The 25,664-nt window shown below is 35.8% G+C and carries 27 protein-coding genes; 7 read left to right on the top strand and 20 right to left on the bottom strand.

Going from position 1 to position 25,664, the window contains the following annotated elements; all coding sequences use genetic code 11:
* Positions 1-3 precede the first annotated feature (3 nt).
* The 3 genes from QWY88_RS10170 to mltA are packed head-to-tail and all read right to left on the bottom strand — an operon-like array spanning position 4 to position 2,470.
* Positions 4-822 (bottom strand): phospholipase A, encoded by an 819-nt coding sequence (locus QWY88_RS10170; protein ID WP_304546280.1) that lies wholly within the window; start codon positions 820-822, stop codon positions 4-6.
* Positions 823-1,392, bottom strand: coding sequence for a recombination mediator RecR (gene recR, locus QWY88_RS10165; protein ID WP_304546279.1), 570 nt, complete (start codon positions 1,390-1,392; stop codon positions 823-825).
* Positions 1,385-2,470, bottom strand: a complete 1,086-nt coding sequence (gene mltA / locus QWY88_RS10160) for a murein transglycosylase A (protein ID WP_304546278.1) — start codon at positions 2,468-2,470, stop codon at positions 1,385-1,387. The genes recR and mltA overlap by 8 nt, the downstream gene beginning before the upstream one ends.
* A gap of 90 nt (positions 2,471-2,560) precedes the next feature.
* On the opposite strand from mltA, the gene dnaJ reads away from it, so the two are divergent.
* Positions 2,561-3,685 carry a molecular chaperone DnaJ gene (gene dnaJ, locus QWY88_RS10155; RefSeq protein ID WP_304546277.1) on the top strand — a complete coding sequence of 375 codons (1,125 nt, stop codon included), beginning with the start codon at positions 2,561-2,563 and terminating at the stop codon, positions 3,683-3,685.
* Between the two features lie 52 nt (positions 3,686-3,737).
* A complete protein-coding gene (locus QWY88_RS10150; protein ID WP_304546276.1) occupies positions 3,738-4,331 on the top strand; it encodes a class II aldolase and adducin N-terminal domain-containing protein in 594 nt (197 codons plus the stop codon).
* Here the strand turns inward: QWY88_RS10150 and QWY88_RS10145 are convergent.
* Positions 4,328-5,623, bottom strand: a complete 1,296-nt coding sequence (locus tag QWY88_RS10145) for an adenosylmethionine--8-amino-7-oxononanoate transaminase (protein WP_304546275.1) — start codon at positions 5,621-5,623, stop codon at positions 4,328-4,330. The two genes, QWY88_RS10150 and QWY88_RS10145, sit on opposite strands and share 4 nt — an antisense overlap.
* 126 nt (positions 5,624-5,749) lie before the next feature.
* Here QWY88_RS10145 and QWY88_RS10140 point away from each other — a divergent pair, with 126 nt between their 5' ends.
* From QWY88_RS10140 to QWY88_RS10125, 4 genes are read left to right on the top strand one after another with little or no spacing between them, the layout of a single operon-like run.
* The gene (locus QWY88_RS10140; RefSeq protein WP_304546274.1) at positions 5,750-7,216 is read left to right on the top strand and encodes a peptidylprolyl isomerase; all 1,467 of its coding nucleotides are present in this window, start codon (positions 5,750-5,752) and stop codon (positions 7,214-7,216) included.
* A 1-nt stretch (position 7,217) separates the two neighbouring features.
* The gene (gene ftsA, locus QWY88_RS10135) at positions 7,218-8,576 is read left to right on the top strand and encodes a cell division protein FtsA (RefSeq protein ID WP_304546273.1); all 1,359 of its coding nucleotides are present in this window, start codon (positions 7,218-7,220) and stop codon (positions 8,574-8,576) included.
* Positions 8,577-8,588: 12 nt separating this feature from the next.
* Positions 8,589-9,713: a cell division protein FtsZ gene (gene ftsZ / locus QWY88_RS10130; RefSeq protein WP_304546272.1), complete on the top strand. Its 1,125-nt coding sequence runs from the start codon at positions 8,589-8,591 to the stop codon at positions 9,711-9,713.
* 29 nt (positions 9,714-9,742) lie between these two features.
* A complete protein-coding gene (locus tag QWY88_RS10125; RefSeq protein WP_304546271.1) occupies positions 9,743-10,015 on the top strand; it encodes a J domain-containing protein in 273 nt (90 codons plus the stop codon).
* Here the strand turns inward: QWY88_RS10125 and QWY88_RS10120 are convergent.
* From QWY88_RS10120 to gatB, 15 genes are all read right to left on the bottom strand, one after another.
* Complete coding sequence (locus QWY88_RS10120; RefSeq protein ID WP_304546270.1) at positions 10,012-10,968, bottom strand: hypothetical protein; 957 nt, start codon at positions 10,966-10,968, stop codon at positions 10,012-10,014. The two genes, QWY88_RS10125 and QWY88_RS10120, sit on opposite strands and share 4 nt — an antisense overlap.
* The gene (locus QWY88_RS10115) at positions 10,965-11,621 is read right to left on the bottom strand and encodes an ABC transporter ATP-binding protein (protein WP_304546269.1); all 657 of its coding nucleotides are present in this window, start codon (positions 11,619-11,621) and stop codon (positions 10,965-10,967) included. Before QWY88_RS10115 ends, QWY88_RS10120 begins: the two co-directional genes overlap by 4 nt.
* Complete coding sequence (locus tag QWY88_RS10110; protein ID WP_304546268.1) at positions 11,618-12,787, bottom strand: ABC transporter permease; 1,170 nt, start codon at positions 12,785-12,787, stop codon at positions 11,618-11,620. The genes QWY88_RS10115 and QWY88_RS10110 overlap by 4 nt, the downstream gene beginning before the upstream one ends.
* Complete coding sequence (locus QWY88_RS10105) at positions 12,780-13,445, bottom strand: nitrous oxide reductase accessory protein NosL (RefSeq protein ID WP_304546267.1); 666 nt, start codon at positions 13,443-13,445, stop codon at positions 12,780-12,782. The genes QWY88_RS10110 and QWY88_RS10105 overlap by 8 nt, the downstream gene beginning before the upstream one ends.
* Positions 13,446-13,503: 58 nt before the next feature.
* Positions 13,504-13,986: a DUF4149 domain-containing protein gene (locus QWY88_RS10100; protein WP_304546266.1), complete on the bottom strand. Its 483-nt coding sequence runs from the start codon at positions 13,984-13,986 to the stop codon at positions 13,504-13,506.
* Positions 13,983-14,813 carry a peptide chain release factor N(5)-glutamine methyltransferase gene (gene prmC / locus QWY88_RS10095; RefSeq protein WP_304546265.1) on the bottom strand — a complete coding sequence of 277 codons (831 nt, stop codon included), beginning with the start codon at positions 14,811-14,813 and terminating at the stop codon, positions 13,983-13,985. Before prmC ends, QWY88_RS10100 begins: the two co-directional genes overlap by 4 nt.
* Complete coding sequence (locus tag QWY88_RS10090) at positions 14,795-16,054, bottom strand: M48 family metallopeptidase (RefSeq protein ID WP_304546264.1); 1,260 nt, start codon at positions 16,052-16,054, stop codon at positions 14,795-14,797. Before QWY88_RS10090 ends, prmC begins: the two co-directional genes overlap by 19 nt.
* A gap of 11 nt (positions 16,055-16,065) precedes the next feature.
* Positions 16,066-16,269, bottom strand: a complete 204-nt coding sequence (locus QWY88_RS10085) for a hypothetical protein (protein ID WP_304546263.1) — start codon at positions 16,267-16,269, stop codon at positions 16,066-16,068.
* Between the two features lie 118 nt (positions 16,270-16,387).
* Positions 16,388-16,681, bottom strand: coding sequence for a Dabb family protein (locus QWY88_RS10080; protein WP_304546262.1), 294 nt, complete (start codon positions 16,679-16,681; stop codon positions 16,388-16,390).
* 39 nt (positions 16,682-16,720) lie between these two features.
* On the bottom strand, positions 16,721-18,082 hold the full coding sequence (locus QWY88_RS10075; RefSeq protein ID WP_304546261.1) for an SLC13 family permease: 1,362 nt from the start codon (positions 18,080-18,082) through the stop codon (positions 16,721-16,723).
* Positions 18,083-18,148: 66 nt separating this feature from the next.
* The gene (locus QWY88_RS10070; RefSeq protein WP_304546260.1) at positions 18,149-19,051 is read right to left on the bottom strand and encodes a cation diffusion facilitator family transporter; all 903 of its coding nucleotides are present in this window, start codon (positions 19,049-19,051) and stop codon (positions 18,149-18,151) included.
* Between the two features lie 14 nt (positions 19,052-19,065).
* Entirely contained in the window at positions 19,066-19,956 is an 891-nt protein-coding gene (locus tag QWY88_RS10065) for an NAD(P)H-dependent glycerol-3-phosphate dehydrogenase (RefSeq protein ID WP_304546259.1), read from the bottom strand.
* Positions 19,944-20,645: an NAD-binding protein gene (locus tag QWY88_RS10060; RefSeq protein ID WP_304546258.1), complete on the bottom strand. Its 702-nt coding sequence runs from the start codon at positions 20,643-20,645 to the stop codon at positions 19,944-19,946. The genes QWY88_RS10065 and QWY88_RS10060 overlap by 13 nt, the downstream gene beginning before the upstream one ends.
* Complete coding sequence (locus QWY88_RS10055) at positions 20,635-22,218, bottom strand: ion transporter (RefSeq protein ID WP_304546257.1); 1,584 nt, start codon at positions 22,216-22,218, stop codon at positions 20,635-20,637. The genes QWY88_RS10060 and QWY88_RS10055 overlap by 11 nt, the downstream gene beginning before the upstream one ends.
* Complete coding sequence (gene gatB, locus QWY88_RS10050) at positions 22,218-23,645, bottom strand: Asp-tRNA(Asn)/Glu-tRNA(Gln) amidotransferase subunit GatB (RefSeq protein WP_304546256.1); 1,428 nt, start codon at positions 23,643-23,645, stop codon at positions 22,218-22,220. Before gatB ends, QWY88_RS10055 begins: the two co-directional genes overlap by 1 nt.
* Positions 23,646-23,829: 184 nt before the next feature.
* Between gatB and pcm the strand changes: the two genes are divergently transcribed.
* Complete coding sequence (gene pcm / locus QWY88_RS10045; RefSeq protein ID WP_304546255.1) at positions 23,830-24,444, top strand: protein-L-isoaspartate O-methyltransferase; 615 nt, start codon at positions 23,830-23,832, stop codon at positions 24,442-24,444.
* A gap of 126 nt (positions 24,445-24,570) precedes the next feature.
* On the opposite strand, the gene QWY88_RS10040 is transcribed toward pcm, so the two are convergent.
* Positions 24,571-25,275 (bottom strand): TorF family putative porin, encoded by a 705-nt coding sequence (locus tag QWY88_RS10040; protein WP_304546254.1) that lies wholly within the window; start codon positions 25,273-25,275, stop codon positions 24,571-24,573.
* Between the last annotated feature and the right edge of the window lie 389 nt (positions 25,276-25,664).

Raw genomic sequence — 25,664 nt, 5'->3', positions numbered from 1 at the left:
CTTTTATCTTGAGAAACTAAAACCTATAGAAAACTTATTGACATAATTTTTATAGTCGATTAAAGTTTCTGTATAACCGCTAAAAACTTTAAAGTAGAGATTAACTGCACGTCCAACCGGATATGCATAAGCCACTTCGACAGAACCCTTTTTTGTCGCTAAATTTCCTCTTAGATCCATTGAAAACACTTCTTCACCGGCGAAGTATTTTACACCTAAACCTGTGTAACCTATATAATCCATAATATCAGGATTATCTTCTAATGAAAAAATAGGATACCAAACTCTTAAATCCGTATGCAGATTTCCATGTATCAACCCTACAGTTGCGTAAAGAGTATTTATCCCCCTTGAGATATTACCGATTGCTTCTCCGTCTACTGTCGTATATGTAGTATCCGGATTTCCGTTAGATTGGTGTTCATATCCGAGTTGCAGGCTATCTAGGTGTTCTATATTCAAGCTTTTTATATCGTAGCGTGCAAATAGTTCCGGGTTATATATATTTTCACGAAAAGGTTTTGAAGTTGTATAAAGCTGCCAAAATGCATGTTGAGAGTATGAGGCATAATATTTTCCCCCTAAACCAAATATATTTTTTGCAACATTATATTTAATACTGATCTGGACTTCAACCTCAGTATGTTTATATTCCGTATCTTTTATAAAAGAAGTATAACTTTTGTCTCTATAGGAAGCCGGACAAAAATAGTTTACTTTGTATGCTTCTAAGTCTGAACCGCTAAACCATTGTTCATCTCTAAGATCCTCTTCTGCTAAAAGTGCATTGCAAACAAGAAGTAATACCAGTATATATTTCATTTATACTCTCACCCTATCCTCTAAAGCTCTTGTTAAAGATAAAAGATCGATATTTTCCAAACTAACTCCGGTTGGAACACCCTGAGCAATTCTCGAGAAATGGACATTATAGTGGCTTAACTTATCTTCAATATATAAAATCACTGCATCGTTTGCAATAGAAGGTGTAAGGGCAAACAAGATCTCTTCCACCCCGTTTTTCACTATATCTTCTAAATGAGAGACACTCAACTCCTCTAAACTTTCTAAAACAAAATACTTCCCTTCAAAAAGACCGTTCTCTTCAAGCAGTAAAATATCTTTTGCGTTTTCGACCATACATAGCAAAGTAGTATCACGATTTTCATCTGAACAGATATGGCAGATCTCATCTTCACTCATCCCGCCGCATATTCTGCATTTCTTTAAAGAACCCAGAGCATCTTCGATAGCATGGGCTATCTTCATCCCTGCATATGTATCGTTCATGATCATAAAATATGCAAGTCGTGTAGCTGATTTTTTTCCGATAGTGGGTAACTCTTGGAGGGCATCAACTAAACGGTTAAATTTATCTAATGAACTATTCATCTCTCTCTTTTTTCTCTTCTTTTGGTAAAAATACCCATAATTTCAGCGGTGCCTTTAACTTACCGGCAAGCTCCTCGGCTTCTGTTCCGAAGCCTGTAAAAAAGTCGGCTCTTACACTCCCTTTAATCGCTCCACCGGTATCTTGTGCAAAGACAATTTTGCTAATTTTTCTATCCTCTAAATCAGCATCTAAGTATAACATAGATCCCAATTTTATATATTTACGATCGACTGCAACCGAGCGCATGGGTGTAAGTTTTATGCCGAGTGCCCCGTACGCCCCTTTTGCTTTTTTTCTAAAAAACACCATTGAATCGTTATAGTTTAATACTTCATCAATACGTTTGGGATGAGATTCAAGCCAGGCTCTTATACTCTGCATCGATACATCTTCTATTTTCATCTCACCCTGAGCTACCAGATATCTTCCGATCGCCTTATACTTACGGCCGTTTTGATTATCGTATCCTATGTACATGGTAGTGTTATCATCAAGATACACTTTTCCGGAACCTTGAATCTCCAAAAAGAACTTATCTATTTTAGAATCACAGTAACAAAGTACGGGAGCTTCTATATTTTCAGCTTCCGATCTGCTATAGTAAGGGATCACTTTGCCCTCAACCAGGCGGCCGCGAAGTCTGTAATGTTTTAATTCGGGATAGATTTCAGAGAGATTAACACTTACCAAATCTACCGGTGTTTTATAGACCGGATATTTATAAACATCTGTTTTTTCCAAAGAACCGTTTATACTTGCTAAATAATATCCTGTTAATAACCCCTCGCCCTTTTCATTGTTTAACTTATAAGGCTGAAAGTTTTGCAATATAAAGTTTCTCGGATTCTCAACTTCTAAAGATTTTTCACATAACTTAGGATAAAGCTTCAGTGTTCTTTTTGCTTGACAATTCTCTTGAAAAAGTTCTAAAACATTTTGAAAATCCTCATTGGTAAAACTTTGAGGTAATGCATCAAAACTACTTTTTTGCATCACTTCAACCTCTTGCTTGAGATTTTTTTGAGAACATCCAAAAAACAGTGTTGTGATAATAATTAAAACTATAGCTCTATTCATAAAAGGATTATATAGTTATGCAACTTTAGTCTCAATTTAAAGTTAGGAAAAAACGATATAATTCCACCAAAACGTATATATAGGATAAAAATGGAAGAGTTAAGCTATTATGAGATTTTAGAAATATCACAAACTGCAGATAAGGCAGAGATCAAAAAAGCTTATAGAAAGATGGCAAAAAAATACCATCCAGATAAAAATCCCGGAGACGATGAAGCGGAAAAAATGTTCAAGCTTTGTAATGAAGCATACCAGTGTTTAAGCGATGAACAACAAAGAAGTATCTATGACAGATACGGTAAAGAGGGTCTTTCTGGGATGGGTGGAGGCTCACGCTCATCTGGCGGCTTTGACGATCTCGGTGCTATCTTTGAAGAGATGTTTAGCGGATTTGGCGGAGGCAGTCGTTCTCGCAGAAGAAACCCGGCCGATATGGACAAATATCCGCTTGATATGAATATAGATATGAAAATAACTTTCCAAGAAGCTGTTTTTGGATGTGAAAAAGAGATCAACTACTCTTATAAAGATGCTTGTGGTGATTGTAACGGCACAGGTGCAAAAGATGGAAAACTTTCAACTTGTCCACATTGTGGGGGACAAGGCCAAGTGTTTATGAAACAAGGTTTTATGACTTTCTCTCAAACATGTCCACACTGTAACGGTACGGGAAGTGCAGCGACTGAAAGATGTTCAACATGTAAAGGTGATGGATATAAAACTGTAAAAGAGAGTATTTCTATTAAAGTACCTCAAGGTATAGATTCTGGTAACAGACTGAGAGTTTCAGGTAAAGGTAACATAGGTAAAAGAGGAAACCGCGGTGATCTTTACGTAACTTTTGACGTACAGCCCGACAAACACTTTATCCGTGATGATAATGATGTTTATATCGAAATCCCTGTATTTTTTACTCAAGCGATCAAAGGTGATACCCTTACAATCCCGTCACTTACAGGTGAACTGGAGTTAAAACTTGAGTACGGTACTCGTGATAAACAAAGATACACTTTTAGAGGTGAAGGTATAGAGGATGTTCACGGACATGGTAAAGGGAACTTAATTGCCGTTATCAACCTCCAGTATCCAAGTAAATTAAATGATGAGCAATTAGAGTTATTAAACAAACTTCAAGAGTCTTTCGGAGTTGAGTCAAAACCGCATGAAGGTGTACTCGATTCAGTAATCGATAAAATGAAAAGTTGGTTTAAGTAGACCTCTTGTATAGTTTACTGACAAATTTTAGAAGTTATAAAAAGGTCTAACAATGAATAAAGATCATCTCAAACGCAAGCTCTCCTCTTTATCTCTTTCTATGTTTAGAAAGGATTTCTTCGGGATCTACCACGGTTCCCTTTCAGCAAAAACTGAATCGGGACGTTTTTTAATAAATACAAAAGAGGCTGTTTTTGATGATCTTGATGAAAATGCATTAATAGAGCTTTATTTTAAAAAAGATTACAGATGGCACCAGGCAAGTATAGATGCCGATATCCATCAAAATATCTACTCAAAAATATCTGATGCAAAATTCATCTGTTTCTCTATGCCACAGTTTACCACTGCATACTCACTCTACCACAACATAATCTCTCCAAAAGATTATTTTGGACACAAAGTACTCGGAAATATTGAAATATACGATCCTAAACAGTTTGAAGACTGGTATGATCGTGCAAGAAGTGAGATCCCTTACTATTTTCAAACAAATAACACTAATATTATGATTATACGCGGATATGGGGTGTATGCTTACAACAGAGATATCCATGAGATGGCAAAAAAACTTGCCATCTTGGAAAAAAGCTGTAGACTATTGATGCTCGATAATAACAATAGTATCGATTTAGAACTAAACTAGAGTGACTTCACAGCCTCTAGTGCTATATCGAACATCTTGTCACACTCCTCTTGAGTCAGGATATATGGAGGCATGAAATATACCACATGTCCTAAAGGACGAAGCAGCACACCGTTTTTCAAACCGTAATCATAGACTTTTAACCCTATCCTGTCTTCTGTAGTATATCCTTTAAGTTCTACGGCACACACCATCCCCGTTTGTCTAATACTTGCAACATTTTCAAGTGTTTCAAACTCCTGCAATCGTCTTGACATATGCTCACTAAGTACTCTGTTCTTCTCTATAATATTTTCATTTTCAAATATATCTAAGGTTGCATTAGCAGCTGCACAAGCCAGTGCATTTCCGGTATATGAATGGGAGTGTAAGAAAGCTTTATATTCATTATAATCACAATAGAACTTCATATAGATTTCATTTGATGTGAGTACGACAGATAAAGGTAGATAACCACCTGTTAATCCTTTTGAAAGTACAATAAAATCAGGTGAGATTCCCGCAACGTCACATGCAAACAACTCCCCTGTTCTACCAAACCCAACCATAACTTCATCGGCGATAAGATGAACATCATAACGGTTACAGATATCACGTACAAACACTAAAAATTCCGGATGATACATATGCATATACCCAGCCCCTTGTATAAGAGGTTCTAATATAATGGCACTGATCTCATCAGAACGTTCTTGACATAATTTTTCAAATGCATCTGCTGCTTCACGCGCTGCTTCAATCGACATATCTTTGGGTACAGGCGTTTGGATAGATTGAATTAATAGAGGCTTATATGTATCTTTATACAATTCAACATCTCCGACACTCAGTGCTCCGATCGTCTCACCGTGATACGAGTTTGTCAGTGATACAAACAGCGGTTTGTTTTTTCCGTCATTCAAGTTTGCATGGTAACTCATCTTTAAAGCAACTTCCACTGCAGATGAACCGTTATCCGCATAGAAACATTTATCAAGCCCTTTTGGAGTAAGTTTTACAAGCCTTTCTGAAAGTCTGATCACCTGTTCATGTGTGAACCCTGCTAAAATAACATGTTCTAATGTATCTAACTGCTCTTTTATTTTAGAATTTATATATTTATTTGTATGTCCAAATATATTTACCCACCAAGAACTCACTGCATCTATGTATTTATTTTCTTCAAAATCTTCAAGATATACTCCATAAGCTTTTTTTATAGGTATAAGAGGTAAAGTCTCGTGATCTTTCATCTGTGTACAAGGATGCCATAATACTTCTAGGTCTCTATTTTTCAATTCTTTATTCTTCATAATATACCTCTTTCATAATCTCTAATACTTTTTTGGCAAGATTATATCTTTGTATCGTTTCTTTATCAAGTTTAAAGGCTAAATTACATAAAATATCGCAAATTACACCAAGAGGATATATTTTTTATGATTACATGGATGCAAAGACACAAAAAGTGGCTTATAATTACTATCTGGATTTCAACAATCGCATTTGTAGGTGCAGGTTTTGTTGGATGGGGTCAATATAACTACGGTGATAAAGCCGGAGCAGTTGCTAAAGTAGGTGAAGTAGAGATTAGTATGGGTGAACTCCAAAAGTCTTACTCTAGACTCTATCAACAATATGCACAGATGTTCCAAGGTAATTTTGACGAAGAGAGAGCAAAACAGTTTGGACTGCAACAACAAGCATTGCAACAACTAATCAACCAAGCACTTTTAGTGAACCTGGCGCAATCATATAATCTTAGCATCAACGATCAAGAGCTCTACGATCAGCTCAAACAAGATAAAAACTTCTTCAATAATGGTGTATTTGATAAAGAAGTATATAAACAAGTTCTCTCTCAAAACAGACTAAGCATTGCAGAGTATGAACAAGAGTTAAGAAAACAACTTCTTATTCAAAAAACGATCTCTTTACTGAACGTAAAAACAAGTAAAAATGAAGCTAAAATCTTAGACACACTTTTAAGTATTTCAGATAAGATCGAATACAAAGTATTATCTACAGAAGAGATCAATATAGAGATTAAAGATGAGGATCTAAAATCTTTTTGGCTAACAATGCAAAATAAATTTATGAATGAAGTAAGTTACAACGTAAAGTTTATCAAACAAGAAAATGTAACTGCTACATATGATGATGCAACAATTGCTGATCATTACCAAGACAACAAAAACCATTTTAAAGACAACGATGGGAAAATTCTTTCACTTGAAGAAGCGAAAGACGCAGTTATAGCAGAGTTAAATGCGGCAGCTACAAAAAAAGCGGCTTTAAGAACTTTTGTTGATTATAAAAACGGTAAGCTTGATAAAACAGTTACTATCAATGAAGCTGTAGTTTCAAATAACAAAAACCCGTTTAACGCAGAAGTGTTACAAAAACTCTCAACAACAGCTATGACAAAGCCTTTTATCAAACCTATTAACGTAGATGGTGTATATTATAGTTTTGAACTGGTTAAAGTAAATCCTGCGACGCCAAAAACGTTTGAGCAAGCGAAATCAAAAGTTTTACCTTTTTATATCGACCAAAAGAAAAAAGAGAAAATTTTAGAATTAGCTAACAATTCAGTTGCTGTATTCAAAGGGCAAAAATCTGAATTTTTAACAATGGAATCAGTAGGTAAATTAGCTTCGTTAAACGATATGGAAAGTGCTGAATTTTTACAAAAGCTTTTTACTTCAGACAAAAAACGCAGTTTTGTAACTTTACAAAGTGGAAAAATTGTTCTCTTTAACATTTTGGAACAAAAGTTGCTTAAAAATTCAAATAATGATCAAGCTGATGTGGTAGCTAGATTAAAAACTAGTATCTTTAGTGAAGGGTTGATAAAAACTCTACAAAATAGATATAAAACTGAGATATTTATCCAAGGACTCTAAATTGAGTAGAAATGTTTTAGCCATAGATATTGGCTCGACAAAGATTTGTGCAATTACTGCTGACATAGCAGATGACAACTCTATAACTATCACAGGTGCCGGTACCACTAAAGCGCAAGGTCTGAAAAAGGGAAGTATTGTAAATATTGAACTTGCAGCTCGTAGTATAAAAACAGCTGTTGAAGATGCTAAAAGAGTATCTGGTTCAACTGCAACGAGTGCTATAGTTTCAATATCTGGTGCATATACTAAAAGTTTAAACTCAAACGGGATTGTAAATATCCAATCAAAAGAGATAAGCTTTGATGAGATCAAACGTGTAATGCACACATCGCTTTACAATGCAAATATCCCTAACGAATATGAAGTACTCCATGCACTTCCATATAACTTTAAAGTAGATGATCAAGACTTTATCGAAGATCCACTCGGGATGAATGCATCGCGTCTTGAAGTTGAAACGCATATCATTACTACACAAAAATCAAACCTGAACAACCTGAAAAAAGCGGTTCGCGGTGCGGGTGTTGAAGTTGAAAACATTGTTCTTAACTCATACGCTTCAGCAATTGCCGTTTTAAATGAAGATGAAAAAGAGCTTGGTGCTGCTGTTATCGACATGGGTGCTGAGACAAGTAACATAGCTATCTATTCAGGTAATGCGATCAGATATAACGAATATCTCGGTGTTGGTTCAAAACATGTAACAAGTGACCTTTCAATGGCACTTCATACACCGCTTAATGCAGCAGATAAAGTAAAACTGGACTTTGGTTCACTATTAACTCCAAGCAACGATCTAATTGAATTACCTATTATCGGTGATGAGCATACTACACATGAAGTATCATTAGAAGTTGTACATAATGTAGTTTTTGCAAGAGTTGAAGAGACACTGATGATTCTTGCTCAGTTTATCGAAAACAGTAGACTTAAAGACCAGATCGGTGCAGGTGTAGTCCTTACCGGCGGTTTTTCAAAAATGGAAGGTATTCGTGATCTGGCAATTGCTACTTTTGGCTCTGTCCCTGTGCGTTTAGCAAAACCGATGGAGATGGATGGTCTTTTTGAAGGACTTCTCGAGCCGGAATATGCAAGTGCGGTAGGTCTTATAATGTTTTCAGCTACACCGTATACGCCGTATGAAATTGATGTCAATAAAAGAGTTCGTCATTCAAATGAAGAACCTACATCTAATGTAAAAGTTGATTTTAATCAATCGATGCAAGAGAGTGTACCTGTAGCTGAGCAGGAAGAGGAAACTACTAAGATGGTTAACCTTGAGGCATCAAAAGAGAAAAAGAGTGATGAACCTAGTGTTGTTAGCAAATTTTGGAACTGGGCTACACAGTTATTTTAAAGGAGTGAGATAATGGAACCATTTATAGTTGAAGAGGTACAAAACCCAAGCGGTGCAAGAATTATTGCTGTAGGTGTTGGCGGCGGTGGCGGCAACATGATCGGTCATATGCTAAATGAAGGTGTGGGTGGCATCGAGATGATGCTTGTAAATACGGATGCGCAAGTACTTAACGAAAACACATCTGCAACAAAGATCCAAATCGGTGCAAACCTGACAAAAGGTCTTGGAGCTGGTATGAAGCCACAAGTTGGTCGTGATTCTGCACTAGAGAACTATGATGAAATTAGAAACGCTTTAGAGGGTGCTGATATCGTATTTATCTCTGCTGGTCTTGGTGGAGGTACTGGTACTGGTGCTGCACCTGTTGTTGCTCAGATCGCAAAAGAGGTAGGCGCACTTACTATTTCAGTAGTTACAAAACCTTTCAAATTTGAAGGGAAGAAAAGACTACAACTTGCAGATGCAGGTTTAGAAGAGCTGAAAAAAGAGAGTGACTCTATCGTAGTTATTCCAAATGACAAACTTTTATCTATCATCGACAGAAGACTTGGTCTAAAAGAGAGCTTCAAGATCGTAGATAGCGTTTTAGCACAAGCTGTAAGCGGAACATCTGGTGTTATTTTATCAAGCGGTGATAACGACATCAACCTTGACTTTGCCGATCTACAAACTGTAATGAGTCATAGAGGTATGGCACTTATGGGTGTTGGTGAGCATGAAGGTGAAAATGCTGCTTATGAAGCTATTAAAGCGGCTATCGAGTCTCCGTTACTTGACAATATGTCTATCAACGGTGCAATGGGTGTACTTGTACACTTTAAAATCCACCCTGACTTCTCGTTTATCGATATGTCTGAAGCTATGGAAGTTGTACACGAAAGTGCTCACGATGAAGCAGATGTTATCTGGGGAACTTCAACAGATGCAGATCTTCCTGAAAACTATGTAAGAATTACTATCGTAGCAACTGGTTTTGATAAAGAGGAAGAGGAAGTATTAACAAATAATACTGACTTTGAAGCTCAAGAACCAATTACTCCAAAAGTAAGAATGAGCCCTCGTATGGTTGTAGGCGGAGAGCTAGACGGTGACTACCTAGATATCCCTGCATATATGAGAAAACAACAAGACTAGAGCTATTGAACTCCTCCTTTGAAAAACTCATGAAGGCCAAATCACTCCTTGGTCTTCGTGAAAAATCCTCTCTAAAAGAAATCAAACAAAAATACAAACTTCTCATGAAGAAATGGCATCCAGATAAACATAAAGAGAATCCCGATCGCGCAACACAGATGAGTATGCAAATAAATGAAGCATATGAAACTATTATGAACTACTGTGACAACTTTGAATACCCGTTTGATGAAGAGAGTATCAAAACAGCTACATATACGCCGCAAGAGTGGTGGAACGATAAATTTGGCCCTAATCGTTAAAGCCAAACTCCGTTTTTAAAATAATAACTTATCGGAAAATAACTCACTAATACTAAATAGATAAAATTAAACAGTAGTGAGAGATTAAATCTTCTTTTTACCTCTTTTCTTTCATACTCTAAAAATGCAAGAGATACTCCGTAATATGTTCCGTAAAATAAAAAGATATATAAAAAATACCCTATATAGTTATAATCTTTTTGCAACATACAAAACGGACAGTGATGTGTCGGAAGTTCATATATATAGGTGCCGAAAAATGATATAAGCGACAATATAGATACGATTACAAACAGAAGATTCAACACTCCGTAAAGAGCTCTTTGTTTTAAGAGGAAAGAGAGTGCTAACAGGATAAAACTTCCATAAAATAGAGTTACTAAGAGTGTATCTTTCGATAAAAGCTCAGAGATATAGGTAGTATCTGTCACAGAGAAAATAGCACCGCAACAATCTACAATACTGTTTATATCTATACTTGAAAACATCACTATCTCTGTAATAATCTCAATCAGAAGTAAAACAAAAGCAACGATAAAAAGTAAAAACTTTGCACGAAAATATTTTTGCTCTTCATATTTCATATCTTCACTGTTGAGTGTGATCCAAAACGCAAAGAGATACAGATTTAACATTTTAAGTATCAGTAACGGTACACCGTACTCGGTTGCATTGACAACTCCGGCTGCACACATTGCACCTACTAAGATATTTGAGATCTTATCGAGGGTAAAGACAAAGAAGACAAACATCGGGATCTTGATAAAGAAAATAAACTTGATAATGGTAGCTGCCAGGTAGCTTTTTTTCTCAAGCTCATACTGCTGTTGCGTATTTTTATTTCGATCGTATCCCAGTGTAATTTTTAGACTCAAATAAAAGGCGATCGACGCGAAAAACAGAAAAAGTATATCAACGATATAGATACTTAAAACTTCAGGCGTTAAACTCATGCTTTTAGTTGTCCGTTTTCAATCTCTACGATGCGATCAACAAAATCAAGCTCAAAAAAGAGCGGATCGTGCGTCGCTATAATGATCGTTTTATTTTCACTCTTAAGAGCTTTTATCTGCTCTATAAACTCTAACGAGAGCTCTTTATCCAGGTTTGATGTCGGTTCATCTGCGAGTATGATTTTCGGGTCATTTACAATAGCTCTTGCAATTGCCACACGCTGTTGTTGTCCACCTGAGAGGTTTTGGGAATAATTGTCTTTATACTCTTGGAGTTTATAAAGCTCCAGCAGCTTATCCAGCCTCGTTTGCAACTCCTCTTTTGGAAGGTTTAACGGTCGCAGCGGAAGGAGGATATTCTCAGCCACACTCATGTTTGGGATAAGGTTGTATCTCTGAAAAATAAAACCTATATTATCGCGGCGAAATTCACTTGCAAAATGATCCGCTATTCTTGAAAGCTTTTTCCCATCTACAATCACCTCACCGTTTGTCGGTTTTAAAAGCGCCGATATTAAAGAAAGAATTGTAGTTTTCCCGCTACCGCTCACTCCTTTAAGAACAACAAGTTCACCCTCTTTAAATGAGAGATTGATATCTTTAAGAGCAGATTTCTCTTTATACGATTTATTGAGTTGGATTAACCGGATCATCTCATCACCTCATCAGCATCCTGAGTTGCTATCTTCCATGACGGAATAATAGTTGCGGCAATATATACCGGGACACTCAGGAAAAATACGATAGCTAAAGGTTGTAGGTCTACTCTTAGTTCTAAAGAGTCTATCTGCTCTACCCCTGCTATATTTAAAAAGATATCCCGTAGGTAATACCCGTCAAAGAAGTAAAGATAGCCTAACGCCAATACAACACCAAAGATGTATGAAAAAATCGAAATAATACTCGCTTCATATATCTTTACACGCAGAATATCTTCTACCCTCCACCCTAAAGCTTTAAGTATCCCTATCTCCCTTTTTTCACTGCTGCTTACACTGTTTGTTTTATCATATACGATCATAAAAAATGTAAAGATTGAGATAATAAACAGTGTAATAAAAATCCCGCTGTCATAATCAAATAACATCTCAATATTTGTTTGTTCATCCTCCTTTGTAACCATTTTTGCATTTGGATAGAGTTGCTGGAGTTGTGTAATCACGTTCATCAGCTCATTTTGGTTTGAGAGATAAACAGCTATATCGGTAAACTCGTTTGCTTTATATCCAAAGATCTCTTTTGCATCCTCTTTACTCATTACGGCCAGATATTTTTTATCTATAGCGTCACTCTTAAAGCTTTGAGCGATACCCATCTTTTTCACTTTTAAAGAGGGTTGTAAAAAATTAAACTCATCTCTATAATAGTTCTTTGCAAAAAGCTCAGCTAACTCTTTTGAGAGGAACATCTCCCCTCCTCTTAGTTCAGACGATTTAAGTACACTCTCAAGGTAAGGTTCTTTTTGTGTTTCAAATATATCTACCCCTACAATCTTAAAACTGAGATCTGCTTGTTTGTATTCATACTCCCCGTACACACGAGCTACAACATCATTCACACCATAAATCTCATATATCTTGTTGAGATTTGTATCATCTATCGTTGTATATCTTTGCGCTTTTTGGTTTTGCACTACGATATCGGGATATTGAGCTGCTATTTTGTCAACCTGGTACTTAACACTTGTTTGTATAAAGAACAACGAAGAGAGCAGTCCTACAAGAAGTGTATATACGATCACAACAAAAAGATTTTTAGTAAAAAAACGAAAGAGCGTATGAAGTGCATACACAAAAAGTTGAGAGTTAAAACTAATCATCTAAACCGTACACCGTATCTTCACTAATTTCATCAAATCTGAGGAGCTTTTTCCCTTTATGATCAACCATAAACTTCTTTGCCGACTTGAGTGTTTCAAAAGCGATAAACTCGTTCCCCATAGGTCCATACACGTCACTGCCTATAACAAAAAAAGATTCTTTTGCATCTAAAGCTTTTTGCGTGTAATAATCTTGTACCAGTATCTCTTGTATATTTTTTTGATGTTCAAAGTAGTACTTGAAAAGATCTTTAATCCCGTCAAAGAAGTACGCTTTATTCTCATACTGAATCTTTGCTATCCAAGTGGGATATTTATACAGAAACATTCCACACACCGGACACTTATCCTGATGAGATACAATTAACTTGCCGTAATGTTTCTCTTTGGTATCTCTGCGTTGCAGGTCCCAGAGGTATAAAGAGAGTGCTTCAAGATGTTTAGGGTTTAGTTTTTTGCATAAAGATTTTTCATCTATAGCTTTGAGTAAAGATTCGTAAGAGGCGTAACTGTTTACATCTATCTGCTGACATCTTGAGGCATAGATCTTTTTCCCCATAGGGTAGATCTTTTTCTCTTTGATCGCAGTTGAATAGTTTGGAGCTGCATAAAGTGTAGTTGAGAGTAAAAATAGGATAAAAATTTTGAGAGATTGCATCTTTTTAGCCTCTGTATTTAAGGTAAAAAGATTCTATCGAAAAAGTGTTAAAAAACTGTTAAGAGATACGTAGCAACATCAAGCGACGAATAAATAATACCAGTAGTGAAACTGCTAAAATCTTAAAATCTATCTCACTTGCTATATGGATGTTTTGAAATGTATCGCTTTGCGTCGCTTCAGTACCTAGTGCCTGCATAGCTAAAATTTTCGGTGAATATACTGCCGAGAACATTAAAGATGTTGCAATAGTTAAAAAGCTACTAATGAGTGCAATATTATCACGTTGCCCCTGTTTATACATAAGTGCTTCATAGATAAATACGTATGCAGCTAAAAAGTAGATCCAGTACGAGAATCTACGAAAAATCTCACCCATAATTATTCCGGCATTGTAATTATCTAAAAGTGCTCCAACCAGCATTGTATCTGTATGAAAAACAACCGGTGCCACTAATGCACCTAAGGCTAAAACGCCACCGAGACTTGCAGCTATTACTAGTAAATAACTAAAGTCTAAAAATATATTTCTTTTTATCATTGTGTTGCCTTTAAGGTAAAACCCCGATCAAAATCACTGAGGTCTTTATAAAAATCTAAACTTGTGTAATATTTGTTTTTCAAATAATTCTGTATTTTATCTTTTTGATCATAACCCATCTCACAACTAAAAAACTTAATTTTTCGTTTTAAGACTTCATCAAGAAGTTCCTGAATGATCTCATCTCCGATCTCACCGCCAAAAAGTGCATTTTGCGGTTCATATGAGAGGTTTGATTCCAGTGCTGCATCATTCGCGATATATGGTGGATTTGAAACCAGATAATCGATCTCTTCCTCCACTTCATCAAGAAGCGAGCCAAGACGTAACTCAACCCTGTCTTGCAGATCAAATTTTGCAAGATTTTTCTTTGTTACCTCTAAAGCTTTAGGAGAGATATCAACCGCTATAAACTTTGCATTTTTAAAATGTAGAGCAAGCATAATAGAGATGATCCCGCTCCCTACTCCAACTTCAACAAAAGTCAGTTCAGAATCAGCCGGGACACGTTTTATCACCTCATCTATAAGAAGTTCCGTCTCAGGTCTTGGGATCAAAGCACCTTCGTCTATATAAAACTCCTCAGAGTAAAAACTGACTCTGTTTGTAATATATTCAAAAGGTTCATTTTTCGCTCTTCGTTCAACTAAAGCAAAAAAATCCTCACCAACTTCAACTTCAGAGTTTTGATTGGTGATAAGCCAAAGTTCATCTTTATCAAGATAAAACATTAAAAGCAGTTGTGCTTCTCTTTGTGAGCGTTCGATATGTGCTAATTTTGCACTGACATCTTTTAGAAGTTCTTTGACTATATATTTGCTTCGCATTTGCCCTCTAATGAACTTTTATCAACACCTTTTATATCCATTCCAAGCACTTTTAGTCTCTCAATCACCGGTGGGTGTGTATAGTGAAAAAAGATATAGATCGGATGAGACAACGGAAAACTCTTATTTTCTGCAACAAGTTTAACTAGGGCATTTGCAAGTTCTATCTCGCCGCCGTTGCCTCCAAGCTTACTTCCCATCTCATCAGCTGCATATTCATACTTGCGGCTTACAAATCCCATAATAGGCATCATTATAAATCCAAGTACAGGCATCACCAACATAAAAAGTATCATAACCACATACGGCTGCGGTGAAAGACCAAGCTCTAAATATAAATGTTCAGGGAGATTTCCAAAAAGAGCGAACATCGCAAAAAGAATTGCTCCCATCATTGCGATATTTTTATATACGTCACCGTGCGCAAAATGGCCAAGTTCATGCCCGAGTACCGCTAAGAGCTCTCTTGTTGAAAGCTTTTCTAAAAGAGTATCAAAAAGCACTACCCTTTTTGCTTTTCCAAATCCGCCGAAATAGGCATTAAGTCTTGCATCACGTTTTGAAGCATCACTTACAAAAACACCCGAGCTTACAAATCCTGTTTCATCCATCAATCTTTTGATCTCAGCATCTAAGTTCTCATCCTGTAAAGGTGTCAACTTATCAAAGAACATTGCACGGAATGTCGGATAGAGCATATTTACTAAAATAATAATAGAAAATATAAATACAAAACTCCATAACCACCAAAGCTCAAAACTGCTGAGAATAAAATATACACCCCATACAACTAAAGAGCCTAAAAGAAGCGTCATTACAAATGAGATTGCAGTATCTTTCAGCCATTGTGCTTTTGTAGATTTATTGAAACCAAACTCCTGATCGAGTACAAATTTTTCATAATATGTAAAAGGGAGAGCAACGAAAAAGTTAATAAGAATAAATCCCATGACAATAGCAATATTTTTCATTGCCTCATCTTGCAGGAAATAAAACTCACCCTCTAAAAATTGAATACCAAAAGCGATCCAACCTAAGAATAGAAGAAAGTCGGTAAATGTATTTAAAATAGCAAGCTTCTCTTTTCTCACAGAGTAATTACCCGCTTTTAAAAATTCACTAGGAGATAGAAGTACAGCCTCTTTTCGTTTTGCCAGGTTTACATAACCTATCTGCATTATACTTGTATATATTGAAATGAGGACATACAGACTATATACCCCAATGATAATTGTTAACATTAATTTACCTTTTATTTAACCGGTATTGATTTGATTGTTTGCTCAACTTGAATATTGTCTTCAGCATTTGTAAATATTTTTGAAGCGATAACATACGCTGAGCCGATGATTAGACCGGCAATAACTACCGCCCATACAATTTTTTTCTTTTCACCCTTAAGAGTGTCATAATCACTAATACTTTCTAGTGTCGGTTCATTTGATGGGTTGTTCATAATAGTTCCTTTTTGTAAGTCTTACGGTATAGTAACACACTAACTTAAAAAAAGGCTAAACAGTTTCAAATTAACATGACGTCTTAAGTCTTTTTTTTATTTTATTTTTACGTCAGAACTATTCTAGAACGTAATCAACAACTTTAGACTCTAAAGTTACCTCTTTTATGAACTCCACAACTTTAAGGTGTTCGGGGTGAACTGCATATGTTTGTAGATCTTCTACACTCTCAAAAGTTGAGTACAGAGAAAGATCCATTGCACGATCAGCTTCGGTAAAATTGATCCCAACTTCCATACTTTTTAACTCATCTATTAAAACTTCTAAATTTTCTAACTTCTTTTGTACTTTTGCAAGATTTAATGCTTTATTTTCCTCTTTAAATTTAAACATTACTATATGAACGATCATCTTTTTTCCTTCTAATTTTTTTTGGATTCTATCACGTTTTTAATTAAAAAAAACACCCTTCCAAAAATACTCGGCAATCATAACAATAAAAAAGATACCAAGCAGATTCAGTATTATTCCGTAACGGATCATATCTTTTACCCGAACAGCTCCACTACTCATGGCTATCGCATTTGGAGGGGTAGCAATAGGGAGCATAAATGCATACGATGCACATAAGGTTGCAACCATCATAAAGAGTACCGTGTTGATACCGGCTTGTTCCGAGACCGAATATATTACCGGCAGCATAATGGAGATCAGTGCAGTATTTGATGTAATCTCTGTAGAAAAGGTGATTATAAAAGCGATACTAAAGAGTAAAATAAGCGGCGGCAACATTGTCATATCTAAAAGATACGTAGCTATTTCATCTGCCAGACCGGTTTCTACAAACGCTTTTGCAATTGAAAATCCTGCACCAAACAACATAATAATCGCATAAGGGATTTTATTATGGTCCTCAAGCCACTCTAAGATATTAAACGGAGGAAGAAACATCAAAAGCCCAAAACCGAGTAAGATACCGCTTTCACTCAGTCCTAAACCATCCCAGTACGGCTTTATTGGTGCATTGAAAATAAGTAAAGTGATTAAAGCGAGTAAAACATATGTCACTTTTTTCTGATCAGCCGTTAATTTATCAACAACCGCCTCTCTGGAGATCTCTACACCCTTTACCCCAATACCGAGCAACCAGCTCATAGCCACTATCATAATTAGGCATAACGGAGCTACCATAACCATCCACTGAAAAAATGGAATCGCTTCCATATTGTGACTTTCCATAATTCCAAGCAGTATTAAGTTTGGAGGTGTGCCGATAGGTGTTAAAATTCCCCCTATGTTTGCCCCATATGCAATAGCAAGTGCAAAACGTAGTTTTAGTTGTGTATTGTCAGTAATAAACAATGCTATAGTTATCAGTAATAAAGTAGTAGTTGTATTGGAAAGGATCGAGCTAAGCAGTCCAGAAGTGATAGCGAGTGAGAGTATCATAGCACGCGGAGTTGATGGAAAAATATTTAAAATTTTGTCTGTAATACGAATATGCAACTTCGTTTTCTCAACAGCAATTGCAAGTAAAAATCCACCTAAAAAAAGATAAATGATCGGATGTGCATAGTTGACAGTAGTCTCTTTTGTTGAGATGATTCCAAGTGCAGGAAACAGTATGATAGGCATCAGAGAAACTACACCAAGAGGAAGCGCTTCATTTGTCCAAAGTGCCACTAAAAAAGCTACGCTTCCGATCAAAGAACTTTGTGTTAAAGTAAAAAATTGTGTACCGATAAAAAAAACAATACCGCCGATTAAAATTGCAATTAAAACATTTTTAAATACTTTCTTTCCTTCATCCAAATGCCATTCCTCTTCTTTTTTAAACTTTTATCTCAAATTTTTAACTTACAATTGTATACAAAACTTCTAAAATTCACATCTTCTTTTAGGCTTACAAAGAGATTCATCTATAGATGATTCAATTTGTATCGTTGCGTGTTCAATTTTAAAACGATCATGTAATTGTTGATGCAGTTGCTCTAAAAAACTGTTGTCTAAACGTTCATCATTGACAACAAGATGAACAGTTAATGCTGTCTCAGTTGTACTCAAAGCCCAAATATGCAGATCATGTATAGACTCTACTCTTTCATTTTCTAAAAAAAACTGCTCAATCCCGTGAGTATCAATATTTTTTGGAACAAAATCTAAAGCGTAAGCGACTGAATCCCGCAGCAGACCCCATGTTCCAATTAAAATCACGCCGACAATAAGTAAACTTACAAGCGGATCCAACCAGTTCCAATTTGTAAACATAAGTACTATACCGACAAAAACTACACCAAGAGAGACAGCCGCATCAGCCGTCATATGTAAAAATGCACCCCGAATATTAAGATCATCTTCCTGCCCTTTTAAAAATAAAAGTGCCGTAATTGCATTGATTACAAATCCGATCAATGCAACAACAATAACAGTTAAACTCTCTACAGATGCCGGTTCTTGAAACCTTTGCAAAGCTTCTATTGCGATAGAACCCAACGCAAAAAGGAGTAATACTGCACTGATCAGTGATGCAAAGATTGTGACTTTTCTAAATCCGTACGTTCTCTTAAACGTTGCAGATTTACTTGCTAATACACTCGCACCCCAAGCAAGCAGTAAACTAAGTACGTCACTAAAGTTATGTCCGGCATCTGAAATTAAAGCGAGAGAGTCTGCTGCTACACCATATACTATCTCTATAACGACAAAAACTATATTTAGAGATACACCTATCCCAAAAGCAAGATTATAGTTTTTAACTTCGTGATGGTGTTCATGACTCATAGTATCATAACCTTTTATTTAGAGAGTAGATCTTTTAACGATTCCTGAGGACTTTTCCCCTCTAACATCTCATATACCTCTTTGGCAATAGGGAGATATAAATCACTTTTTACAGCGATATCATGAAGTGCATAAGCAGTCCCTATCCCCTCTGCTACTTCACCTAATTCTCTAAGAATCTCCTCTTGAGATTTTCCAGCGGCAATGCCCAGACCTACGCGAAAGTTTCTACTCATAGTTGAAGATGCCGTTAAGAACAGGTCCCCTGCTCCGCTTAGTCCTACAAACGTCTCCTCTTTTGCACCAAAACTTTTTCCAAAACGCTCCATCTCTACAAGTCCGCGAGAGATGAGTGCCGCAGCTGCATTTTTACCGAGTGCCAACCCTTCACAAATACCTGCTGCAATTGCAATAACATTTTTATATGCACCGGCAACTTCAGCTCCAACAACGTCTGTTGAAGTGTAGGTTTTTATAAAATCAGGGAACATTGAAGCAAACTTTTCTGCTACTTCTGGGTTCGTAGAGTTTACAACTAAAGCTGTCGGTAAAGACTGAATCACTTCGGCTGCAAATGAGGGACCTGTTAAAAATGACATATTCTCCTCAGGAACATACACGCTGTAGATCTCGTTTAAAAACTTTCCTGTTTTTGCTTCGATTCCCTTTGCGGCTACCAGTATTTTTTGTCCGTTAAATTTAAAATTTTCTTTTAACCAAGATGATATCTGTTGAGCGGGTATAGCTATAACAAGATATTCACAAGCCAGTGCTTCATCTAGCGAGACAAAATTATCAAGCTCCCTTGGAGTTCTTGAAGTGATTACAACCTCATTTTTTTGTGAAAGTGCAAATGCTAATGCACTCCCCCATTTTCCAGCTCCTATAACTGCTATCTTTTGCATTTTTCTTCACCTATAAATTTTTTAAATTCTTGAATATCATGTTCATAACCGACAACGACAAAAATATCGCCGTTTGTGATCTCGTTATGTTTTGCTTTTGAAGAGTATATAAACTCATGTGTTCCATCTTGATGGATGATCGAAAGCACTAACACACCATGATCACGACTCCAATTGATATCGGCCGGATACTCTCCGCCAAAACACTCGGCATTATGTACCTCTACCTGAATAATACGCAAATCACTATCTTCGTAAAGTATCCCGTGCAACACCTGTGTTACGATCGGTTTTTTCAGCATATCTGTAATAATATTTGCCGTTGTTTCAACGATTGGTATAACTTTTGTAGCCCCTGCCATATGGAGTTTATTTGAATCTTCATCATTTTTTGCCAATGCAATTATTGTAGTGTCGGCAAACGCAGAGCGTAGAGATATGGTTAAAAATATATTTTGGGCTTCATCTTTTAGAGCACAAAATATTATAGAGTTTTCCATATCGTACTTTTGGTTCAACTCATCCCAATGATCACTTAGATCAAACTTTGCAAATTGGTAATCTTTCTCTTCACCATCATTGTCATCAAGACCAAAAACTGTAATGTTTGAATGCTTATGTTTGACATTTTTAGCGATCTCTATCCCGTATTCATTATTTCCAAAGACTAATACACTGCTATTTTCCATCAAATACCCTTTTTGATGATTTTGCCATGAGGTGTTTTGTAAACTCTCGTATAAATATATAATTTCCGATCACAAACAGTACATCCCCCACCTCTAATAATGTCTCATCTATAGGGTTGAAATAGAATCGTTTCGTATCTTTTTTGTGAATCCCGAGAAGTACTACCCTAAAATCTACATTTTCAAGTTCACTTACCTTTGATATGTTCTCAACTATCCTTTGGGTAATTGTTATCTCTTCGATTTTAATACTGGAATCTTCTGCACGAATCGCATGGATAACTTCAAAAGCAACAGGCTGTCCAACGTACTCCCTTGCAACAAGTCCGACAAGCTCTTTATCATCCAGGATCTCGTCTACTCCGGAAAAGACCAGCTTACTTCTGTTTGCACTATTCATTAAAAGAGACATGATTTTTACGTTTTTATCAATCGAGCGAACTGTTAAAGCTGTATAAACATTTTCAACATCATCCTCTTTTAAACACAAAATCGCTTTTACCTGAGTTGAAAGATTGATATTGAGTTTTTTGTAACTCTCTACTTGTCCCGGATCGTAGTTAAGTGCCTGGAGTCCATCCCTTTTTGCATCTTCAACTCTTTCAATCACCTCATCTAAAACCAATACATTAAATTTCGACTTTATCAGCTTCTTTGCAACCTCTTTGGCAATACTTTCATAACCGCATATGATGTATGTGTCTGTCTCTTTAGAGACATCTTGAATCACTTTTGCTTCTTTAATATCTTCAAGTTTTTCTGTAAATGCAGAAACAAAAAGGGATGTTGTAAATGCTAAAACAGAGATCCCTGAGAGGATAACTATAATTGCGACAAACTGTCCTTCAGGAGAGACTGCAACCACATCTCCGTAACCAACTGTAGATATAGTAACAATCGACCAGTAAAATGCTTCATAAAGTGTATCTATCGGTGAAGAAGGATTATTTGCTTCCATGACGTAGATAAGTACCGATGAGACAAATATAACGATAGCCGCAAACATTGCCAAAGTAAAAAATTCAAAACGTTTCGTTGCTAAAACTGATGCAAATGTACTAAAACTTTTTGCATATCTAAAGAGTTTGAACACTCTAAATAAGATAAAAATACGAAGAAGTCTAAGTTCATGGAAAAATGGGATTATCGCCAAAAGGTCAATAATAGCTTTTAAAGACAATACATATTCCATCTTATCTTTAAAAACTTTATTAAGAACATACAATAAACTAAAATTCCGCCCAAGCAGATCGCTGTATTCATCTTGATTAATAATAACTTTGGAGATACTGCTATGGATCCAGAGTCTTAATATATACTCTACAAAAAATATGAATGAAATTACATAAGCGTTAAAAATATTCAGATATTCGGGGATATCTCTTTTTACTTCATAAATGAGGATAGATACACTTGAAAAGATGAGTATCATCATAAAAAGATCAAAGTACTTTTTATATTTGTAATCATCATTTTCAAGCAGATTATAGAAAAATCGTCTCTTTCTCTGATAATTGTCAGAGGAGTTTAAAAAATATGCAAAATTTACTAAAAGACGATTCAAGTATTGCATTAGCTTAGCTTTTGTTTTAAGATCTCATTTACTGCTTGAGGATTTGCACTCCCTTTACTTGCTTTCATAACCTGACCTACAAAGAAACCAAACAGTTTATCTTTCCCTGATCTGTATTCTTCAGCCTTATCTTGATTAGCATTAATAATCTCATCACATATAGCTTCAATAGCTCCAGTATCTGTTACTTGTTTAAGTCCAAGCTTCTCAATCGCAGCATCAACATCTTCATCATTTTCCATAAGATAATCAAGTACCTCTTTTGCAGCTTTACCTGAAATAGTCTGATCGTCAATTCTTTTTGCAATCATCCCCAGCTTATTTGCATCAACAGGAGAGTTTGTAATGTTTAGTTCACCTTTGAGGCGAGCTAGTAATTCAACTGTTAAAAGTGAAGTCGCAGTTTTTCCGCTCACTCCATCAATTGCCATCATAGTTTCAAAGAAGTTAGCCATCTCAACCGCAGATGTAATTACAGAGGCATTGTAGTCACTCATTTTGTATTCATTTACAAAACGCTCTTTCTTCGCATCTGGTAGTTCAGGAATTATCGTAAACTCTTCCATCATTGCATCAGTTACTTCACACTTAAGAAGATCCGGCTCAGGGAAGTATCTATAATCAGCTGCTTCCTCTTTCCCACGCATAGAACGAGTTTCTGATTTTACTTGATCAAATAAACGAGTTTCTTGAACGATCTCATCTTCGTAAACACCATCTTCCCAAGCTTCGATCTGACGCACAACTTCAACTTCAATAGCTTTTTGGATAAACTTAAATGAGTTGATGTTTTTGATCTCTACACGAGTATAAAGCTTCTCATCCCCTTTTGGACGGATAGAAACGTTTACGTCACATCTAAAAGAACCCTCTTGCATATTTGCATCTGAAATATCTATATATCTTAAGATTGAATGTAGTTTTTTCAAGTAAAGTACAGCTTCTTCGGCACTTCTCATATCTGGTTCACTTACGATCTCTAAAAGAGGTGTCCCTGCACGGTTTAAGTCAACCTTAGAGATATCACCGTCATGGATATTTTTTCCTGCATCAGCTTCGATATGAGCACGGTTAATTCTTATTGTCTTTGTCTTACCATCTTCAAAGTCTATAACTAATTTACCGTTTTCAACAATTGGAGTATATAGTTGAGTAATTTGGTAAGCTGAAGGTGAATCAGGATAAAAGTATGATTTTCTATCAAAATATGAAGTTTTGTTGATCGTTGCATCGATCGCAGTCCCTAACATGATAGACTTATGTAAGACCTCTTTATTTAGTACCGGTAAAGCACCCGGAAGAGCTAAACATGTTGGACAAGTATTTGTGTTTTGTTTATGGTTAAAACTCGTAGGACATGAGCAAAAAAGTTTTGTTTTTGTGTTTAACTGTACATGGACTTCAAGTCCGATAACTACTTCAAACATAATGTTCCTTAGATCGTAAAAATTATAAGTTTTTTATAATACCTAAATTATCTTTTAAATCTGCTAAAAGAGCTTGTTTATTCCTTTTGCAGAGTGGTTTACCCTAGGTGTCAGCACGCTCTTATATGCACTCATATATAAAAAACTCTCCTTTTAAAAATTTTAATTGAGTATAATAATAATTATGGATTCGCAAAAAGATTTAGTAAATCATCTGATCAATACAAATGTCTTACATTCGCCTGAGGTCATAAGGGCATTTTTAGATATAGACAGGTGTGATTTTGTAAGAAATTACAACTCATATGCAACTTATGAAGACTTTCCTCTCTCTATAGGCAACTCCCAAACCATCTCTCAGCCAACAACCGTTGCCATGATGCTTGAGATGTTATCTCCAAAACAAGGTAATTCAATTTTAGATATAGGAAGCGGTTCAGGCTGGACGACTGCAATGCTTGCATACATAGCAGGTCAAGAGGGTTTTGTAATAGGGCTTGAGAGAGTTGATGAGCTTGTAGAGTTTGGCTCAAATAATCTGGATAAATACCATTTTAATAATGCAAAAATTTTAAAAGCAACAGATAAACTTGGAATCGAGGGTAAGAAGTTTGACAGGATCTTGGTCTCAGCCTCGGCCCAAGAGTTTCCAACGGAACTGACACATCAATTAAAACCAGGCGGAAAACTTGTCATACCTGTTAAAAACTCGATTTTTGAGATAACAAAAATAGAAGATGACGAGTTAAAGATAATTGAACATTACGGCTTTGTATTTGTACCTTTGGTATATAAATAATTAAATTTTTAAATCTGCTAAAGCATGGATTGTTATTGAAAAAAGTGGGTAAACCTCATGCTCAAAAGAGCACAAGGTTATATTAAAGGAGAGTTTTTTATACTTAAATTATACGAATTTTAAAAATTAGAAGCTTGTTCCAACTGTAAATGTTGCTTTATCTTCTTTTGAAACTTCAACTGAACCAACTGAACTATCAGTAAGACCTGTATATGCTAAAGTAAAGTCATAACTTTTAATCGATTTTGTTAAACCTACATAATAATAATCACCAACATTTTCATAAAAACCATATGTTCCGTCAATTGCCATATCGTAAGGTAATGGAACACTTGCAGAAAGCTCTAATAAGTTATATTGGTCATCCCATCCATTATCCATTGTATCAATAGCATAGCTATATTTTGCACCTACAGATACAACTTCAAGATCATAAGAAAGACCTAAGTAAGCCTCACCCCAACCTGATTCTTTAGTGTTTCCAGGGTATACAAATTGAAGAAAACCTATATCATAACCAATTCCAGCGAATTCAGAACTGTATCCTGCATAAAGGTCAAGTTCCATATTCGCTTCACCGTAGTTTGTTAATGAATTTTCTGGTGTTTCACCAGCAACATTTGATCCCCATGTTCCAACATAAAAACCTTTATAATCTAAATCAAAACCACCTTGAATTGCCGGACTATTACTTGTTTGTGACATACCACGCCACATATAGTTAGATGTCATAGAAACATTTGCACTTACACCAATCTCTGAAGTGATATCACTTGCCATACCCATTGTTGCCGCTAAAGCTGCTGCTAAACTTAATTTCATTAATTTCATTTATATATTCCTTTTTTGTTTGATATGCAGTATGATACAAAAAGTTATATATTTTATATTCAAAAAAATGATTAATTTTTAATCAATGGTACATTTTATGCATATGTAGTACTATTTGCTATTTTTATTTCAAAAGTGAAATAGAGGTGAAGGAAATCTTAGCCACCTTATGTATGTGTAGTAACATAAGGTGACTTAGTCTTAGGAGGGGAAAGGTTTAAAAAATATAGAAACCAGTAATAAGGGGAGTTAAGGATTAGGACTTACATCTCTTCTTAATTTAAGAATGCTAAACTTAACTTACTAGTTTTTCATTGTATCCTTGAATCTTAGGATGGAGAAATTATAATATAAAAATAAAAAGAGTGTAACATTTTTGTGATTAAATT

This window comes from Sulfurimonas sp. hsl 1-7, from assembly GCF_030577135.1.
Classification (GTDB): Bacteria; Campylobacterota; Campylobacteria; order Campylobacterales; family Sulfurimonadaceae; genus Sulfurimonas; species Sulfurimonas microaerophilus.
Note: the sequence above shows the minus strand (reverse complement) of the source record. Positions and strands in the feature narration are given on the sequence as shown.

What these genes read in the sequence shown, in the direction of transcription:
- QWY88_RS10170 (WP_304546280.1), bottom strand. Translation starts at nt 822, where the DNA reads ATGAAATATATACTGGTATTACTTCTTGTTTGCAATGCACTTTTAGCA.
- recR (WP_304546279.1), bottom strand. Translation starts at nt 1,392, where the DNA reads ATGAATAGTTCATTAGATAAATTTAACCGTTTAGTTGATGCCCTCCAA.
- mltA (WP_304546278.1), bottom strand. Translation starts at nt 2,470, where the DNA reads ATGAATAGAGCTATAGTTTTAATTATTATCACAACACTGTTTTTTGGA.
- dnaJ (WP_304546277.1), top strand. Translation starts at nt 2,561, where the DNA reads ATGGAAGAGTTAAGCTATTATGAGATTTTAGAAATATCACAAACTGCA.
- QWY88_RS10150 (WP_304546276.1), top strand. Translation starts at nt 3,738, where the DNA reads ATGAATAAAGATCATCTCAAACGCAAGCTCTCCTCTTTATCTCTTTCT.
- QWY88_RS10145 (WP_304546275.1), bottom strand. Translation starts at nt 5,623, where the DNA reads ATGAAGAATAAAGAATTGAAAAATAGAGACCTAGAAGTATTATGGCAT.
- QWY88_RS10140 (WP_304546274.1), top strand. Translation starts at nt 5,750, where the DNA reads ATGATTACATGGATGCAAAGACACAAAAAGTGGCTTATAATTACTATC.
- ftsZ (WP_304546272.1), top strand. Translation starts at nt 8,589, where the DNA reads ATGGAACCATTTATAGTTGAAGAGGTACAAAACCCAAGCGGTGCAAGA.
- QWY88_RS10125 (WP_304546271.1), top strand. Translation starts at nt 9,743, where the DNA reads ATGAAGGCCAAATCACTCCTTGGTCTTCGTGAAAAATCCTCTCTAAAA.
- QWY88_RS10120 (WP_304546270.1), bottom strand. Translation starts at nt 10,968, where the DNA reads ATGAGTTTAACGCCTGAAGTTTTAAGTATCTATATCGTTGATATACTT.
- QWY88_RS10115 (WP_304546269.1), bottom strand. Translation starts at nt 11,621, where the DNA reads ATGATCCGGTTAATCCAACTCAATAAATCGTATAAAGAGAAATCTGCT.
- QWY88_RS10110 (WP_304546268.1), bottom strand. Translation starts at nt 12,787, where the DNA reads ATGATTAGTTTTAACTCTCAACTTTTTGTGTATGCACTTCATACGCTC.
- QWY88_RS10105 (WP_304546267.1), bottom strand. Translation starts at nt 13,445, where the DNA reads ATGCAATCTCTCAAAATTTTTATCCTATTTTTACTCTCAACTACACTT.
- QWY88_RS10100 (WP_304546266.1), bottom strand. Translation starts at nt 13,986, where the DNA reads ATGATAAAAAGAAATATATTTTTAGACTTTAGTTATTTACTAGTAATA.
- prmC (WP_304546265.1), bottom strand. Translation starts at nt 14,813, where the DNA reads ATGCGAAGCAAATATATAGTCAAAGAACTTCTAAAAGATGTCAGTGCA.
- QWY88_RS10090 (WP_304546264.1), bottom strand. Translation starts at nt 16,054, where the DNA reads ATGTTAACAATTATCATTGGGGTATATAGTCTGTATGTCCTCATTTCA.
- QWY88_RS10085 (WP_304546263.1), bottom strand. Translation starts at nt 16,269, where the DNA reads ATGAACAACCCATCAAATGAACCGACACTAGAAAGTATTAGTGATTAT.
- QWY88_RS10080 (WP_304546262.1), bottom strand. Translation starts at nt 16,681, where the DNA reads ATGATCGTTCATATAGTAATGTTTAAATTTAAAGAGGAAAATAAAGCA.
- QWY88_RS10070 (WP_304546260.1), bottom strand. Translation starts at nt 19,051, where the DNA reads ATGAGTCATGAACACCATCACGAAGTTAAAAACTATAATCTTGCTTTT.
- QWY88_RS10065 (WP_304546259.1), bottom strand. Translation starts at nt 19,956, where the DNA reads ATGCAAAAGATAGCAGTTATAGGAGCTGGAAAATGGGGGAGTGCATTA.
- QWY88_RS10060 (WP_304546258.1), bottom strand. Translation starts at nt 20,645, where the DNA reads ATGGAAAATAGCAGTGTATTAGTCTTTGGAAATAATGAATACGGGATA.
- QWY88_RS10055 (WP_304546257.1), bottom strand. Translation starts at nt 22,218, where the DNA reads ATGCAATACTTGAATCGTCTTTTAGTAAATTTTGCATATTTTTTAAAC.
- gatB (WP_304546256.1), bottom strand. Translation starts at nt 23,645, where the DNA reads ATGTTTGAAGTAGTTATCGGACTTGAAGTCCATGTACAGTTAAACACA.
- pcm (WP_304546255.1), top strand. Translation starts at nt 23,830, where the DNA reads ATGGATTCGCAAAAAGATTTAGTAAATCATCTGATCAATACAAATGTC.
- QWY88_RS10040 (WP_304546254.1), bottom strand. Translation starts at nt 25,275, where the DNA reads ATGAAATTAATGAAATTAAGTTTAGCAGCAGCTTTAGCGGCAACAATG.